The sequence below is a fragment of the Stenotrophomonas sp. CC22-02 genome (assembly GCF_004365115.1).
Lineage (GTDB): Bacteria > Pseudomonadota > Gammaproteobacteria > Xanthomonadales > Xanthomonadaceae > Stenotrophomonas > Stenotrophomonas forensis.
Genome location: NZ_SOCO01000001.1, coordinates 941,181 through 957,626, shown reverse-complemented (window position 1 = coordinate 957,626; position 16,446 = coordinate 941,181). Strand labels below are relative to the sequence as shown.

Annotated in this window: 12 protein-coding genes and 3 tRNA genes; 7 read left to right on the top strand and 8 right to left on the bottom strand. The window is 67.6% G+C overall.

What is annotated here, in order from left to right; genetic code table 11:
- Positions 1–20 precede the first annotated feature (20 nt).
- Positions 21–1,430: an ATP-binding protein gene (locus N440_RS04515; RefSeq protein WP_006427864.1), complete on the bottom strand. Its 1,410-nt coding sequence runs from the start codon at positions 1,428–1,430 to the stop codon at positions 21–23.
- 6 nt (positions 1,431–1,436) lie between these two features.
- Complete coding sequence (locus tag N440_RS04510; RefSeq protein WP_006427862.1) at positions 1,437–2,165, bottom strand: response regulator; 729 nt, start codon at positions 2,163–2,165, stop codon at positions 1,437–1,439.
- A gap of 203 nt (positions 2,166–2,368) precedes the next feature.
- Here N440_RS04510 and N440_RS04505 point away from each other — a divergent pair, with 203 nt between their 5' ends.
- From N440_RS04505 to N440_RS04495, 3 genes are read left to right on the top strand one after another with little or no spacing between them, the layout of a single operon-like run.
- Positions 2,369–3,607, top strand: a complete 1,239-nt coding sequence (locus tag N440_RS04505; protein ID WP_133934229.1) for an efflux RND transporter periplasmic adaptor subunit — start codon at positions 2,369–2,371, stop codon at positions 3,605–3,607.
- Positions 3,604–5,562 (top strand): MacB family efflux pump subunit, encoded by a 1,959-nt coding sequence (locus N440_RS04500; protein ID WP_006427858.1) that lies wholly within the window; start codon positions 3,604–3,606, stop codon positions 5,560–5,562. The genes N440_RS04505 and N440_RS04500 overlap by 4 nt, the downstream gene beginning before the upstream one ends.
- Positions 5,559–6,998, top strand: a complete 1,440-nt coding sequence (locus N440_RS04495) for a TolC family protein (RefSeq protein WP_133934228.1) — start codon at positions 5,559–5,561, stop codon at positions 6,996–6,998. The genes N440_RS04500 and N440_RS04495 overlap by 4 nt, the downstream gene beginning before the upstream one ends.
- Before the next feature lie 76 nt (positions 6,999–7,074).
- Here N440_RS04495 and rlmB read toward each other — a convergent pair whose 3' ends face one another.
- The 3 genes from rlmB to rnr all read right to left on the bottom strand — a co-directional run bounded on the left by rlmB (position 7,075) and on the right by rnr (position 10,987).
- The gene (gene rlmB / locus N440_RS04490; RefSeq protein WP_008265272.1) at positions 7,075–7,818 is read right to left on the bottom strand and encodes a 23S rRNA (guanosine(2251)-2'-O)-methyltransferase RlmB; all 744 of its coding nucleotides are present in this window, start codon (positions 7,816–7,818) and stop codon (positions 7,075–7,077) included.
- A 106-nt stretch (positions 7,819–7,924) separates the two neighbouring features.
- Complete coding sequence (locus tag N440_RS04485; RefSeq protein WP_133934227.1) at positions 7,925–8,407, bottom strand: GFA family protein; 483 nt, start codon at positions 8,405–8,407, stop codon at positions 7,925–7,927.
- 120 nt (positions 8,408–8,527) lie between these two features.
- Complete coding sequence (gene rnr, locus N440_RS04480) at positions 8,528–10,987, bottom strand: ribonuclease R (protein ID WP_133934226.1); 2,460 nt, start codon at positions 10,985–10,987, stop codon at positions 8,528–8,530.
- A 128-nt stretch (positions 10,988–11,115) separates the two neighbouring features.
- On the opposite strand from rnr, the gene N440_RS04475 reads away from it, so the two are divergent.
- Positions 11,116–11,200 (top strand) — tRNA-Leu (locus tag N440_RS04475).
- Between the two features lie 161 nt (positions 11,201–11,361).
- Positions 11,362–11,446: transfer RNA gene (locus N440_RS04470), tRNA-Leu, on the top strand.
- A 185-nt stretch (positions 11,447–11,631) separates the two neighbouring features.
- On the opposite strand, the gene N440_RS04465 is transcribed toward N440_RS04470, so the two are convergent.
- Positions 11,632–12,378, bottom strand: coding sequence for a sulfite exporter TauE/SafE family protein (locus N440_RS04465; RefSeq protein WP_133934225.1), 747 nt, complete (start codon positions 12,376–12,378; stop codon positions 11,632–11,634).
- A gap of 99 nt (positions 12,379–12,477) precedes the next feature.
- Between N440_RS04465 and N440_RS04460 the strand changes: the two genes are divergently transcribed.
- On the top strand, positions 12,478–13,377 hold the full coding sequence (locus N440_RS04460; RefSeq protein WP_133934224.1) for a LysR family transcriptional regulator: 900 nt from the start codon (positions 12,478–12,480) through the stop codon (positions 13,375–13,377).
- Between the two features lie 50 nt (positions 13,378–13,427).
- Positions 13,428–13,514 (top strand) — tRNA-Leu (locus tag N440_RS04455).
- 150 nt (positions 13,515–13,664) lie between these two features.
- Here the strand turns inward: N440_RS04455 and emrB are convergent.
- Both emrB and emrA read right to left on the bottom strand, forming a co-directional pair.
- Entirely contained in the window at positions 13,665–15,254 is a 1,590-nt protein-coding gene (gene emrB / locus N440_RS04450) for a multidrug efflux MFS transporter permease subunit EmrB (protein WP_006427717.1), read from the bottom strand.
- 7 nt (positions 15,255–15,261) lie between these two features.
- Complete coding sequence (gene emrA / locus N440_RS04445) at positions 15,262–16,443, bottom strand: multidrug efflux MFS transporter periplasmic adaptor subunit EmrA (RefSeq protein ID WP_133934223.1); 1,182 nt, start codon at positions 16,441–16,443, stop codon at positions 15,262–15,264.
- Positions 16,444–16,446: the final 3 nt, after the last annotated feature.

Here is a 16,446-nt window from a genome sequence, read left to right as displayed (position 1 = left end):
CGTTGACGGCCGGGGTCGACTCAGCCGGCGCGGCCCGGCGGCACCACCTGCGCACTGGCCGGCCACTGCACCACGGCTTCCAGCCCGCCTTCGGCGCGATTGCGCAGCCACAGGCGCGCACCATCCTTCTCGGCCAGCGCGCGGGCAATGGTCAGCCCCAGCCCGGCACCACCGGTTTCACGCGAGCGCGAGGTTTCCACCCGCACGAACGGGTCGAACACCGCTTCCAGCTGGTCCTCGGCCAGCCCGGGGCCATCATCGGCCACCATCACGGTGATCGCGCCGCCACTGCGCTCCACCCGTACCCGCACGCGCTGGGCGTACATCACCGCGTTGTCCACCAGGTTGGAGAACAGGCGGTGCATGGCCAGCGGACGCAGCATCAGCACCGCACCGGTCCCCCCTTCGAAGACGACATCGGCGCCGCCTTCGGCGGCATCTTCAACGATGCTCTCCAGCAGTGAATCCAGGTCCAGCGCCGCACGCTGCTCGGCACTTTCGGCGCTGCGTGCCAGCTCCAGGCCTTCGCGCACCAGTGCCTGCATCGCCGCCAGATCGCCGATCAGGCGCTCGCGCAATACTTCGTCGGTGACATTTTCCAGGCGCAGGCGCAGGCGGGTCAGTGGGGTCTGCAGGTCGTGGGTGATCGCCGCCAGCATCTGCGTACGCTCGGCCAGATGCCGCTGCAGGCGGTGCTGCATCGCGTTGAAGGCTTCCGCCGCACGCTGCACTTCGCGCGGTCCGCGCAGGGGCAGCGGATCCCGCTGCAGGTCATCGCCCAGGTCTTCGGCGGCGGCCGCCAGCTCCTGCAGCGGCGCGCTGGCCATGCGCGCGACGATGTACGCCAGCACCGCGATCGCCAGTACCAGCAGGGTCAGGAACCACGGGTCGACGGCGAGGATGCCGTTGTGGGCCACCGCTGGCGAGTCCAGCGCCAGCTTCAGCAGCGTACCGTCGTTGAGGGTCACGTCGACCGCGCGGCACTTGGGCGGAATGAACGCCGGATCGCGCTCGCGCGGATGCTTGCGATGCCCGGGCGGCGGCGGCGGCAGCAGATCCTGCAGCTTCGGAATGCAGGAGCGGAACGAGGTGAAGTGCACATGCGCGCGCGACACCGGGCCGGGCCGGTCGTCAAGCACTTCCATCAAGGCCGTATCGGCCCGGCCCAGGCGCGCGCCCGGCAGCAGCGCACGCACGCTGGGGCCACCGACTTCCAGCAGCCGTTCGCGCAGTTCGGGGTTGCCGTCCAGCAGGTTGACATAGCCCTGCAGGCGGTCGGCGATGCGATTCAGGTTCTGCCGCTCGAACTCCTGCTGGCGCTTGGAGGTGGCCAGCATGGTCGCGCCGATCGCGGCCACGCTCATGCCCAGCAGCAGGATCACGAACAGCCGCCCGACCATCGAGGACAGGAAATGGCGCAGGCGTTTCATCGCGACCTATTCCAGGTTGACCGACGAGGCCAGCACGTAGCCTTCGTTGCGCACCGTCTTGATCAGGCCGTCCGGCCCGCCATCGTCGCCCAGCTTGTTGCGCAGCCGGCTGACCTGCAGGTCGATCGCGCGGTCCTGTGCCTCGTAGTTGCGGCCGCTGCTGAGCGCCACCAGCTGCTCGCGCGACAGCACCTTGTTGGCATGCGCGATGAACACCCGCAGCAGCCGGAACTCGGCACCGGACAGCACCACCACGCGATCGTCCGGGTCCACCAGGTGGCGGTGCTCCAGGTCGAATATCCAGCGCGAGAAGCGCGCGCGGCGTACCGCCAACGGCTCCAGGTTGGCCGGCAGCGCTTCGGTGCGGCGCAGCACGTTGCGGATGCGCGCCAGCAGCTCGCGCGGCTCGAACGGCTTGGCCAGGTAATCATCGGCGCCCATTTCCAGGCCCAGCACGCGGTCGATCGGCTCGGCACGCGCGGTGAGCATGATCACCGGGGTGTTCGAGCGCGCGCGCAGGTCGCGGCACAGGGTCAGGCCATCTTCGCGCGGCAGGTTGAGGTCGAGCACGATCAGGTCCACGTGCTCGCGGTCCAGCAGCTGGCGCATGGCGGTGCCATCGGCGGCCGTGCTCACCTGGTAACCGGCGCGGCCGAGCTGTTCGGCAAGCAGGGTCCGGATGTCGTTGTCGTCGTCGACGATCAGCAATCGATGCATCGTGTTTTCAGTCTCCATGTCGCGATCATCCCGTGTCGGCAGCTGAACCGCATCCGGGGCAATGCGTACCAGTGTATCCAGCCAAGGCCGCGATACCTGTGGTTACGCGTATTCACCGACAGTGTTACATAGAGACATACCCCGAGGATTGGCCCCCTGCCGGTCGATCTTCACAATGCCCACCAACGCCGCTGCCGCGGCCCCGAGAGTGAAGCCACGACGTGAGTTTCCGCCTGCTGCCCGCGACCCGCCGGGGTCGACTGATATTGATCGCCCTGCTCGCCCTTGCCGTTGCCGTCGCTGCCTGGTGGCTGCTGCGCAAGCCTGCCGCCCCGGCGGTGGCGACCACCCCGGTCAGCCGCGGCGACATCGAGCAGACCGTGGAGGCCACCGGCGTGATCGATGCCTACAAGCTGGTCAGCGTCGGTGCGCAGGCCTCGGGCCAGATCAAGTCGCTGAGGGTGCAGCTGGGCGACACGGTGAAGGAAGGTGACCTGATCGCCGAGATCGACGCCACCACCCAGCAGAACCAGGTGCTCAACGCGCAGGCCTCGCTGGACCAGGTCACCGCCCAGCGCGCGGTGCAGCAGGCCACCCTGCGCCAGGCCGAACTGGAGTTCGCGCGCCAGCAGCAGATGCTGGCCGCCGAGGCCACCTCGCGTCAGGAATACGATGCCGCCGAGGCGCAGCTGAAGACCGCCCGTGCCCAGCTGCAGTCCTACGAGGCGCAGATCAAGGGCCGCGAAACCGAGCTGGGCACCGCCCGCGCCAACCTGGCCTATACCCGCATCACCGCGCCGATGGACGGCACCGTGGTCGCGGTGGTGGCCGAGGAAGGCCGCACCGTCAACGCCAACCAGACCGCACCGACCATCGTCATGCTGGCGCGGCTGGACGTGGTCACCGTCAATGCCGAGATCTCCGAGGCCGACGTGGTCAAGATCAAGGCCGGCATGCCGGTGTACTTCACCACGCTGGGCGACCCGGACCGCAAGTACCACGCCAAGCTCCGCCAGATCAATCCGGCGCCGGCCTCGATCGCCAACGAGAGCTCGTCCAGTTCCAGCAGCTCGTCCAGCTCCAGCTCCAGCAGCGCGGTCTACTACAACGCGCTGTTCGACGTGGAGAACCCGGACGGCACGCTGCGCATCGACATGACCGCGCAGGTCTCGGTGCTGCTGAAGCAGGCCAAGGGCGTGCTGATGGTGCCGTCGGTGGCACTGGGGCCCAAGCGCCGCGGCGATGAGCGCACGGTGCGGGTGCTGGACGACAAGGGCCAGCCGCAGCCGCGCAAGGTCACGGTGGGCATCAACAATGGCGCGTCTGCCGAAATCCTGTCCGGGCTGAAGGAAGGCGAGCGCGTGGTGGTCGGCGAAGCCAGCGCGGCCGGCGCCGCCGGCGGCGGCAACCGAGGCGGCATGCAGATGCGGGTCGGTGGCCCGGGCATGGGGCGCCGATGAGCATGACGGCGCCGCTGCTGCGCCTGCGCGACCTGCGACGCGAATTCCCGGCCGGCGAGGATGTCATCGCCGTGCTGCGCGACGTGAATCTGGATATCCATGCCGGCGAGATGGTGGCCATCGTCGGCCAGTCCGGTTCGGGCAAGTCGACGCTGATGAACATCCTCGGCTGCCTCGACCGCCCGACCCGCGGCAGTTACCAGGTGGCCGGCCGCGAAACCGGAAAGATGGAGCCGGACGAGCTGGCCGAGCTGCGCCGCGAGCATTTCGGTTTCATCTTCCAGCGCTACCACCTGCTGGGCGATCTGGATGCGCGCGGCAATGTGGAAGTGCCAGCGGTGTACGCCGGCAGTCCCGGCCCGGTGCGCAACGCGCGTGCCGAGCAGCTGCTGCAGCGGCTGGGCCTGGGCGACCGCATGCACCACAAGCCGGGCCAGCTGTCCGGCGGCCAGCAGCAGCGCGTATCGATCGCGCGCGCGCTGATGAACGGTGGCGAGGTGATCCTGGCCGATGAACCGACCGGCGCACTCGACACGAAATCCGGCGAGGAAGTGATGGCGATCCTCGGTGAGCTGCATGCCGAAGGCCACACCATCATCATCGTCACCCACGACATGAGCGTGGCCCAGCACGCACAGCGCATCATCGAGATCCGCGACGGCGAGATCATCGCCGACCGCGCCAATCCGGATGCGCCGAGCTACCGCGCTCAGCGCGAAGCCAGCACCGGCGTTTCCCACGGCAACAGCTGGCGGGCCGCCCGCGACCGCTTCACCGAAGCGTTCCGCATGGCCCTGCTGGCGATGAACGCGCATCGGCTGCGCACCTTCCTGACCATGCTCGGCATCATCATCGGCATTGCCTCGGTGGTCTCGGTGGTTGCGCTGGGCAACGGCTCACAGCAGCAGATCCTGCAGAACATCAGCGCGCTGGGCACCAATACCATCGACGTCTACCCCGGCCGCGGCTTCGGCGACATGCGCTCGGCGCGCGTGCAGACGCTCAAGGCCAGCGATGCCGACGCCCTGGCGAAACAGAGCTACGTGGACAGCGCCACCCCCAGCGTGTCGACCTCGGTCACCGCGCGCTACCGCAACCAGTCCTCCACCGCCCAGGTCAGTGGCGTTGGCGAGCAGTTCTTCCGGGTCAAGGGCGTGACCCTGCTCAGCGGCAGCTTCTTCGATGCCGACGCGGTGAAGGGCCTGGGCCAGGTGGCGGTGATCGACGAGAACACCCAGACCCAGTTCTTCCCCGATGTCGACCCGGTCGGCCAGGTGATCCTGCTCGGCAACGTGCCGGCACGCGTGGTGGGCGTGGCCAAGCGCCAGAGCTTCGGTTTCGGTGGCAGCACCAGCCTGAGCGTGTGGGTGCCGTACACCACGGTGATGTCGCGCATGCTGGGTCAGAGCCACGTATCCAGCATCACCGTGCGTGTGGATGACAGCACACCGATGGATGCCGCGCAGGAAGCGATCACCCGCCTGCTGACGATGCGCCACGGCACCGAGGATTTCTTCCTCAGCAACAGCGCCGAGATCCGCGACACCATCGAGCAGACCACGCGCACGATGACCCTGCTGATCGGCGCGATCGCCGCCATCGCACTGCTGGTCGGCGGCATCGGCGTGATGAACATCATGCTGGTCTCGGTGACCGAGCGTACCCGCGAGATCGGTGTGCGCATGGCCGTCGGCGCCCGCCAGAGTGATATCCGCCAGCAGTTCCTGATCGAAGCGGTACTGGTGTGCCTGCTCGGCGGCGTGCTCGGCATCGGCCTGGCCCTGCTGCTGGGCTCGATGATCGGCCGCTTCGCCAGCGACTTCCAGGTGCTGTTCTCCACGGCCTCGATCATCGCTGCGTTCGCCTGCTCGACCCTGATCGGCGTGGCGTTCGGATTCCTGCCGGCACGCAACGCGGCGCAGCTCGACCCGGTGGAGGCCCTGGCCCGCGAATGAAGATGATGACCCGACTGCCCTTCCCTGCTCCCTCGCGCCTGCTGCTGGCTGGCGCCGTGCTGCTCGCCCTGTCGGCCTGTGCGTCGGTCGGCCGCTATCCGATAAAGGAACCGGACGTGGCGGCCCGCTACGGCCGGGGCGATGCCACCCTCAACGCACCGGCCGACGACCCGCGCAGCAGCCTGGACACACCAGGCCGCGACATCCGCCAGGACACCTGGTGGACCGGCTTCGGCGATGAACGCCTCGACCGCCTGGTGGCGCAGGCACTGGCCGCCAACAGCGACCTGGCCGCCGCCGGCCTGGCGGTGCAGCGCTCGCGCCTGCAGGCCGGTCTGGCCAGCAACGCATTGTGGCCGCAGCCGTCGTCGTCCGGCGTCAGCGGCAATGCCAGCCGCGCCACCGACCAGGCTGACGACTGGCGTCGCAGCTACTCCACCGGCGTCTCACTGGGCTGGGAAGTGGACCTGTGGGGCCGCCTGCGCACCCAGCGGGACATCGCCCACTGGGAAGCGCAGGCCAGCGAGGAAGACCGCCAGAACACCGCACTGCTGGTGATCGGCGACACGATCAACCAGTACTGGAACCTGGCCTATCTCAACCAGTCGATCGCTACCGGCCAGGCCAACCTGGAGCGCCTGGAACGCACCCGCGAACTGGTGCAGGCCCGCTTCGACGCCGGTGCGGTATCGCGCCTGGAAGTGCGCCAGGCACTGCAGAACCTGCAGTCGCAGCGCGCTTCGCAGAGCGCGCTGGAGCAGCAGCGGGTGGAGGCGCGCAATGCACTGACCGTGCTGCTGGACGGCACGCCATGGCCGCAGCAGGACGAACCGCAGGACCTGCTGGGTGCACGCAGTCCCGCCATCGCCGAGGGCCTGCCGACCGACCTGCTCGGCCGCCGTCCCGACCTGCGCGCGGCCGAACTGCGCCTGCGCAACAGCCTGAAGACCATCAAGGTGACCGCCACCCAGTACTACCCGGCGCTGAGCCTGACCGGCAGCCTCGGTTCCAGCGCGAACTCGCTGGGCGATGTGCTGCGCAACCCGGTGGCCACGCTGGGCGCCGGTCTGTCGTTGCCGTTCCTCAACCTGCAGCGCGCGCAGCTGGATACCGACATCGCGGGCACCGCCTACCAGATCGCCGCCACCAACTTCCGCAAGACGCTGTACACCGCGCTCTCGGAAGTGGACAACGCGCTGTCGGCACGTGAGCAGCTGGCGCGCCAGGTCGCGGCCTCGCAGGCCTCGTACGACGAAGCGGTGGAAGTGGAGCGCGCGCAGGAAGTGCGCTACCGCGTGGGTGCCACCGACCTGCGCACCTGGCTGGAGGCACAGCAGACCCGGCGCGATGCCGAGCTGTCGCTGGCGCGCGTGCGCCAGGGCCAGCTGAACAACGACGTGACCCTGTTCAAGGCGCTGGGCGGCAGCGCCGGGTGAGGCACTGGGTGCGCCAACCAAGGTTGGCGACTACCCGGTAGGTGTCGACCCTGGTCGACACGACCTCTGCTGCCGATCAACCGCGCTGGCGCACGGCCTCGAACAGGCTGACGCCGGCGGCGACGGAGACGTTCAGGCTCTCGATCTCGCCCGGCATCGGAATCTTGACCAGGCCATCGCAGTTCTCGCGGGTCAGGCGGCGCAGGCCATCGGCTTCGCCGCCCAGCACCAGCGCGATGTTGCCCTTCAGGTCCAGCTGGTACAGCGAGGCGGTCGCTTCACCGGCCAGGCCGTAGATCCACACGCCCTGCTTCTGCAGGTCCTTCAGGCAGCGCGACAGGTTGGTCACCGCCACCACCGGAATGCGGTCGGCGGCACCGGCCGAGGTCTTGCGCACGGTGGCGTTGACCGTGGCCGACTTGTCCTTGGGAATGATCACCGCAGTGGCACCGGCAGCGGCCGCCGAGCGCAGGCAGGCGCCGAGGTTGTGCGGGTCCTGCACCTCGTCCAGCACCAGCAGCAGGGCCTTGCCCTCGGCCGCGGTGACCAGGCCTTCCAACTCGTTCTCGCTGTAGGTACGGGCCGCGGCATAACGCGCGGCCACACCCTGGTGGCGCACCGAACCGCCCACGCCATCCAGTGCCTGGGCGTTCACCTTGCGCACGTCGATGCCCTTGCGGCGGGCATTTTCCTCGATTTCGGTCAGGCGCGGATTCTTCGCACCGGCCTCGACCAGCACTTCGCGGACGTTCTCGGCGTCGTTCTCGATGGAGGAGGCGACGGCGTTGACGCCGACAATCCACTGGCTGTTCTTGCTCATGCGGGCGGGGACCGGAAAGGGGGTGGCTATGGTAGAGCATCGGCGGGCCGGACGCTGCGGCGGCGGCCACCCGCCAGCCGAGCGTGGGCCCGGCTCTACAGGTGGGTCATCGACTGCGCGGCGGCCAGTGCGGGGTGTCGTGGTCGGGGTGCTGGTGGGACACGATCGTGGCCAGGAACGCCAGCGACGCGACGTCGTCCTCGGTGCTCCGCGCCGGCAGGGCGCCCAGCGCGTCGACGAACGGCAGCTTGCGCTCCACCCCGTACTGGATCGTCGGCGGCAGGCGCTCGGGCTGGTCGAAGGCGCCGGCAGCAATTGCCACGCCGTCGGGCGCCTCGTAGGTCAGCGGGGTGCCACAGTCGGCACAGAACCCCCGCCGGACCACGTTGGACGACTGGAAGTAACGCGGCTGGCCGCGGGTCCAGCTGAACTGCATGCCGCGCACCGACACCAGCGGCGCGTAATAGCCACCGAAGGCCTTCTGGCACATCCGGCAGTGGCAGATCGAGCTGTCGGTCAGCGCCCCGCGCGCCTGGAAGCGGATCGCGCCGCACTGGCAGCCGCCGCTGTACTCGGGTTGGCCCTGCATGGTCGGTTCCTCCATCGCGTCGTGCCAACCAACGGTTGGCACCTACCGGGTGAGGGATGTGCCAACCAAGGTTGGCACCCACCAGCCGAGGTGGGTGCCGACCGTTGGTCGGCACGCCTTTCAATACTGCTTCTTGGTGCGTTTGGCCGGCTTGCCACGCTCAGGCAGCGGCGGCAGCCCGTCGCCCTCGTCTTCGCCCTTGTGCTCGACCAGGCGGAAGTCGATCTTGCGTTCTTCCATGCTGGCCTTCAGCACCAGGATGCGCACGCGGTCGCCCAGCCGGTAGCTGCTGCCACGGCGTTCGCCGGTCAGCGTCTTGCGGGTGGCGTCGAACTTGTAATAGTCCTGCGGCAGCTGGGTGACATGCACCAGGCCCTGCACCTTCGACTCGTCCAGTTCCACGAACAGGCCGAAGCTGGTCACGCCGCTGATCACGCCGTCGAACTGCCCGCCGACGTGCTTTTCCATCCACGCCGCGCGGTAACGCTCGTCGACCTCGCGTTCGGCCTCATCGGCGCGACGCTCACGCTCGGAACACTGCAGCGCCAACGCGGCCATTTCGCGCGCGTTGTAGGTGAACTTGTCCAGCGGCTTGCCGGACAGCGCGTGCTTGATCGCGCGATGCACCAGCAGATCGGGGTAGCGGCGGATCGGCGAAGTGAAGTGCGCGTAGGCCTCCAGCGCCAGGCCGAAGTGGCCGTGGTTGTCCGGGCTGTAGATCGCCAGGCTCTGGCTGCGCAGCAGCACCGATTCCAGCAGCGTGGCATCGGGGCGGTCGCGGATCTTCTTCAACAGCTTGGTGTAGTCGCCGGGGCGCACCTTCGACCACGGCGGCAGGCTCAGCTTGAACTCCTTGAGGAATTCCAGCAGGTCGGCGTACTTGGTTTCCGGTGGCTTCTCGTGGATGCGGTACGGCGCCGGCACATGGCGCGACAGCAGGTACTTGGCCGCCTCGACGTTGGCCGCGATCATGCATTCCTCGATCAGCTTGTGCGCGTCGTTGCGCACCAGCATGCCGGCCTGGGTCACTTCGCCGCGGTTGTCCAGCACGAAACGCACTTCGCTGCTTTCGAACTCGATGGCACCGCGCTTGGCGCGCGCCTTCGACAGCACCTTGTACAGCTGGTGCAGGCGCTGCACCTGCGGCAGCAGATCGCCCATCCAGGCCTTGGTATCGGCATCATCCTCGCCGACCGCCTTCCACACCTGGGTGTAGGTCAGGCGCGCATGCGAGTTCATCACCGCTTCGTAGAAGCGCGAATGAGTGACCAGGCCGTCGCGGTCGATCTGCATGTCGCAGACGAAGCACATGCGGTCGACCTTGGGCATCAGCGAGCAGATGCCGTTGGACAGGGTCTCCGGCAGCATCGGCACCACGAAGCCCGGGAAGTACACCGAGGTCGCGCGCTTCTGCGCCTCCTCGTCCAGCGGCGTGCCGGGGCGCACGTAGTTGGAGACATCGGCGATCGCCACCACCAGGCGGAAACCATCGGCATTCGGTTCGCAGTACACCGCGTCGTCGAAGTCCTTGGCATCCTCGCCGTCGATGGTGACCAGCGGCGTACTGCGCAGATCGACGCGGTCGCCGATCATCGACGGCTCGACCACCAGCGGCACCGACGCGGCTTCGTCCAATACTTCCTGCGGGAACTCGAACGGCAGTTCGTGGCCGTGGATGGCGGTCTCCACCACCAGCGAGGCGGTCAGCTTGTCGCCGAGCACGGCGATGATGCGGCCGATCGGCGGGCGGCGGCTGTCCGGTGCCTGGGTCAGTTCGCAGACCACCAGCTGGCCGTCGCGCGCGCCACCGGTCTGGTCCGGCGGCACCTGCACGTTGCGCTGCACGCGCTTGTCGTCGGGCACCACGTAGTTGATGCCCATCTCGACGCTGAAGCGGCCAATCAGGCGGGTCATGCCACGTTCCAGCACGCGGGCGATGCTGCCCTCGCGGCGGCCGCGGTGGTCGATGCCGGTCACGCGCGCCAGCACCTTGTCGCCGTGCATCACCTTGCGCATTTCATACGGCGGCAGGAACAGGTCGTCGCCGCCTTCGACCGGGCGCAGGAAGCCGAACCCTTCCGGGTTGGCGATCACCACGCCGGTGACCAGGTTCAGGGTCTGGATCGGGGCGAATCCACCGCGCCGGTTCTGTACCAGCTGGCCGTCGCGGACCATGGCGCCGAGCCGGCGCGACAGCGCTTCGGCCCGATCCGGTGCGCCCAAGCCCAGGCGTGCGCCCAGTTCTTCGGCGGTCTGCGGCCCTTCGCAACGCTCCAGCAGGGCCAGGATGGCCTCGCGGCTGGCGATGGGCTGTTCGTACTTTTCTGCCTCGCGGGCGGCATAGGGATCGTCGATCACCTTGCCGGTCGGCGGCAACTTGCGGCTCGGGGCCGGCCCCGGTGCATCATCACCGGGGCGCTTGCGGCCACGCGGCGGCGCGCCGCCGTCATTCAATTCGGGGAACCAGCCCGGCAGCGGCTTGCCCGGCTTGGTGGTGCGGGCCGCGCCCGCCTTGGCGCCCTTCTTCGGGGCCTGGCTGCGGGACTTGCTCCCGCCCTTGCTTGGTTTTTTGGTAGTCATCGCCCTACATGGTAGCCGGTGACGGCGTGCAGAACGGGTCAGTGGCCGCCTTGAAGGCACTGCGTGGAAAAATTGCAGGAAGTCGTTGACAGCCTGCGGATTCATCTTCACAATTGCGCCTCTGGAACGCCCAGGTGGCGGAATTGGTAGACGCACTAGTTTCAGGTACTAGCGGGTAAAACCGTGGAGGTTCGAGTCCTCTCCTGGGCACCAACGAAAAAATTCCTCGCTTCGGCGGGGATTTTTTTTGCCTGCTGCATGGCGATGGATCCGGATGCCTGATCCCTGATCGACAGGCGTGGGTGGGAATCCAGAATGGCTTCACCAGAGTGTTGACACCCCCGTAACAACACCCCATAATCTCGCTCCTCGACGCCCAGGTGGCGGAATTGGTAGACGCACTAGTTTCAGGTACTAGCGGGTAAAACCGTGGAGGTTCGAGTCCTCTCCTGGGCACCATGTCGAGAATGAGAAAAACCCGCGAAAGCGGGTTTTTTCATGCCTGCGATTCAGGCCTTTGTAGCGTCGAGCCCTGCTCGACTGCACCGGTCCGTAGAGTCGAGCTTGCTCGACTGCTTTGCGCTTCGTCCTGCATGGCATCAGTCGAGCAAGCTCGACTCTACGGACACGCGCGGCAACGCGCTTCAGAAAAACGGCCGCAGCACCAGCTCCAGCCCGAGCAGCAGCAGGAACCCGAGGAAACAGGCGCGGAACACCCGCGCACTGATCCGCTGCCGGATCAGCTGCCCCAGCCACATGCCCAGCAACGCCGGCACCACTGCCATCGCGCTCAGGCCCAGTTGCTGGATACCGAACGCGCCGTGCAGCACCAGGCCGGTGGTCAGCGAAATCGTCGACACGGTAAACGCCAGCCCCAGCGCCTGCACCAGTTCCTCGCGCTGCAATCCCAGCGACTGCAGGTACGGCACCGCCGGCATCACGAACACACCGGTCGCGCCGGTCACCACGCCCGAAAGCGCCCCCACCAGCGGCCCCAGCCAGCGCTCGCGCCGCTGCGGCACACGGAACACCGGGGCCAGCAACGCATAGGCCGCATAGACCACCAGCGCCACGCCAAGCGCTACGCGCGACCAGGTGCGATCGACCCTCACCAGCAGCGCGGCCGAGCCCAGCGTCACCACCACCACCGCCAGCATCATCGGCCACAGCCGCCGCACGATGTGGCCCAGTGACGGCCCGGACACCAGCTGCCATGCATTGGTGACAAAGGTCGGGATGAACAGCATCGACGCCGCCGCGACGGGAGAGAGCGCGCCCCCCAGCAGGCCCATGGCCACCGTCGGCAGGCCCATCCCGGTCACGCCCTTGACCACGCCGGCCAGCACGAACACCACCACCAGCAGCACGTAGAAGTACATCGATTCATTCATGCCTTCATTGGATCGGGCCACCGCCAGGCGCACAATGCGGTCTTCCCGGCCTCGCCTTCGGCTGATCCGAAGGCTCGGGCGTTGCAATGAGGGCACGACATGCGGATGGACATCGCCGACCTGCGGCTGTTCCTGGCCATTGCCGAGGCGGGCAGCATCACCGCCGGCGCCGCGCAGGCGAACCTGGCGCTCGGTTCGGCCAGTGAACGCCTGCGCACGATCGAAGCCGACGCCGGTACGGCATTGTTGAACCGGCACCCGCGCGGGGTCAGCCTGACCGAGGCCGGCGCTGCCCTCGCCCACCATGCCCGCCTGATCCTGCAGCAGCAGGCGCAGCTGCGCGGCGAGCTGCAGGCGTTCGCGCATGGCGCGCGCGGCACCCTGCACCTGTATGCCAACACTGCAGCGCTGACCAACTACCTGCCCTCGCGTCTCGCCCCCTGGCTGGCCGAGCGCCCGCGCCTGCATGTCGAACTGCTGGAACGGACCAGTCCTGAAGTCGTGCGTGCGATCAGTACCGGCCAGGCCGAGGCCGGCATCATCAGCGACGCCGTCGATGCCGCCGGCCTGCAGCAGCATGTGGTGGCCGAGGATCCGCTGGTGATGCTGCTGCCCGCAGACCACCGCTTCGCATCGCGGCGCAGCGTGGCCTTCGCCGAGGTTGCCGGCGAGACCTTCGTTGCGCTGGCCGATGGCAATGCATTGCAGACCTACATTGAAGACCAGGCGCGCGACATCGGGCGCCGCCTGGACGTGCGCATCCGCATGAAGACCTTCGAAGGCGTGTGCATCATGGTCGGCCACGGCATCGGGGTCGGCATCGTGCCGCGTACCATCGCCCGCCAGCATCGGCGCAGCACGCACACTGTCGCGCTACCGCTTGCCGATGCCTGGGCACAACGTCGCCTGTGCGCCTGTTTTGCCGAGTGGACGCAGCTGTCGCCGGCGATGCGCAGCCTGCTGCATCACCTGGGCGTACCGCCGCAGAAAAAAGCGTGAAATGTTGTTGACACATCTTCTGCCGTTCCCCATAATTCGTCTCCTGAGTCGCCCAGGTGGCGGAATTGGTAGACGCACTAGCTTCAGGTGCTAGCGGGGGCAACTTCGTGGAGGTTCGAGTCCTCTCCTGGGCACCATGACTCAGCAAATGATCAAACCCGCGCAAGCGGGTTTTTTCATGCCCGTCATCCGGGCACATCCGCGCGACGCATGCATGCATCGCGATGAGGCTGCAAACGAAAACCCCGCCTTGCGGCGGGGTTTTGTTTTTCATCAACACTGGTCGGTCAATGCCCGCCACCGGCCGAGGCCGCACCTGCACCGGCGCCGAACGGTGGCTTGGCCAGCCACAGGAACGCGATGATCGCCAGGAAGATCCAGCCCAGCAGGAAGAAGATGTCGTTGAAGCCCATCTGCGATGCCTGGTGGTTGATCATGTTGTTCAGCACCGCCGCGCCATGTTGCAGGTCACCCTGCCCCATTGCCGCCACCTGGTCCTGCATGCCCGGCTGATAGGCCGAGATGTGCTCGGTCAGGTCGGCATGGTGCACCTGTGTGCGCCGCGCCCACAGCCACGTCGTCAGCGATGCCGCGAAGCTGCCACCCAGCGTACGCAGGAACGTCGCCAGACCGGAACCCGCGGCGATCTCGCGACCATCCAGGTCCGACAGCAGGATCTGCAGCACCGGCATGAAGAACAGCGCGACACCAATACCCATGATCAGCTGCACGCCGGCCACGTGCATGTAGTCCACCTGCAGGTTGAAGTTCGAGCGCAGGAAGCTGGTCATCGACAGCACGATGAAGGCCACCGTGGCCAGCATGCGCATGTCGAAGCGCGATGCGTACTTGCCCACGAACGGGGTCATGATCACCGGCAGGATGCCGATCGGCGCGGTCGCCAGGCCCGCCCAGATCGCGGTGTAGCCCATGTCACGCTGCAGCCACTGCGGGATCAGCAACGCCACGCTGAAGAACGCCGCATAGGCCACCACCATCGCCAGCGTACCGGCGCGGAAGTTGCGATGGCGGAACAGCTTCAGGTCGACGATCGGATCCTTGTCGGTCAGTTCCCAGATCAGGAATACCGTCAGCGCCACCACGGCCACACAGGCCAGCACCACGATCTTCATCGACGAGAACCAGTCCTCGTCATTGCCCAGGTCGAGCACCAGCTGTAGCGCACCGACGCCGATCACCAGGGTGATCAGGCCGACGTAGTCCATCTTCGGTTTCTCGATCTGCTCCGGGCGCCCCTTCAGCTGGTTGCCCACCACCAGCGCGGCGAAGATGCCCAACGGCACGTTGATCAGGAAGATCCATTCCCAGCTGTAGTTGTCGGTGATCCAGCCACCGAGGATGGGGCCGCAGATCGGCGCCACCACGGTGATCATGGCCAGCAGGGCCAGCGCCTGCCCGCGTTTTTCGCGGGGATAGATCGAGACCAGCAGCGACTGCGTGATCGGGTACATCGGGCCGGCCACGAAGCCCTGCAGCGCGCGCGATACCACCAGCATGCCCATGCTCTGCGCCAGGCCGCACAGCAGCGAGGTGATGACGAAGGCCAGCGTGGCCCAGACGAACAGCTTGCGTTCGCCGAAGCGGCGGCTGAGCCAGCCGGTCAGCGGCAGCGCGATGGCGGTGCTGACCGCGAACGAGGTGATGACCCAGGTCGCCTGCTGCGAGCTGGCACCGAGATTGCCGGCGATGGTCGGCAGCGAGACGTTGGCGATGGTGGTGTCGAGCACCTGCATGAACGACGCCATTGCCAGGCCCACGGTGCACAGGGCGACGCTGGGCGGCAGGAACCCGGAGGCCGCACCTGGCGCCGCCGGTGCGCCCGGAGCGCCGGGCGCGGCTGGAGCTTGTGCGGACATGGCGACCTCAGCCCGCCTTCGCCTGCTGCTGCGGCAGGTTGCCCTGGATGATCGTGTGGATCACCCCATCGGCATCATGCAGCTGCTTGGCATACACGTCGGTGTCGAACACCGTGCCCTTGGCCGCCGCGCTCGGCAGCACTTCGCCCTTCTGGTCGCGCAGGCTCACTTCGGCCTTCATCGACAGGCCGATGCGCAGCGGGTGCTCGGCCAGCTGCTTGGCATCGATGGCGATGCGCACCGGCACGCGCTGCACGATCTTGATCCAGTTGCCGCTGGCGTTCTGCGCCGGCAGCAGCGAGAACGCCGAACCGGTACCCAGGCCCAGGCTCTGGATGCGGCCCTTGTACTTCACGTCACCGGCGTACAGGTCGGACTTCAGCTCCACTTCCTGGCCCAGGCGCATGTGGCGCAGCTGGGTTTCCTTGAAGTTGGCCTCGACCCACATCTGCTCGGTCGGCACCACGGCCATCAGGGCATTGCCCGGCTGCACGCGCTGGCCGACCTGCACCGAACGACGGGCAACGTAGCCGGTGACCGGCGCGACGATGCCGGCGCGGGCGTTGTTGAGGAAGGCCTGGCGCAGCTGCGCGGCCGCTGCCTGCACGTCCGGCTGGGTGGCGATCACGGTGTCGTCGACCAGCGCGCGGTTGCGCTCGACGGTCTCGCGCGAACCAGCCACGGCCGCTTCGGCGGCCGCCAGCTCATCGCGGGCATGGGCCAGTTCTTCGTTGGAGATGGCACCGGTGGCGGCCAGGTCCTTGCGGCGGGCGAAGTCGTCACGCACGCGCTTCAGGGTCACCTGGCGGGCATTCAAGTCTGCCTGCGCGCCCTCCACGCTGCGGTACAGGCCGCGGGTCTGGCGCACCGTCTTGGCCAGGTTGGCTTCGGCCTGCTGCAGCGCCACCGAGGTGTCGGACGGATCCAGCTGCACCAGCAGCTGGCCGCGCTCGACGCGCATGCCGTCATCGGCGTTGATGGCGACCACGGTACCGGCCACCAGCGGGGTGATCTGCACCTGGTTGCCCTGCACATAGGCATCGTCGGTCTCTTCGAACCAACGGCCGAACATGAAGTACCACAGCGCCAGTGCGGCAAGCAGCAGCACGACGATCACGAACAGGCCGCGCAGCAGGTTGCCACGGCGGTTGGAGGCGGCCGGGGCCGCGGTGTCTTGGGTCTGGCTCATGGC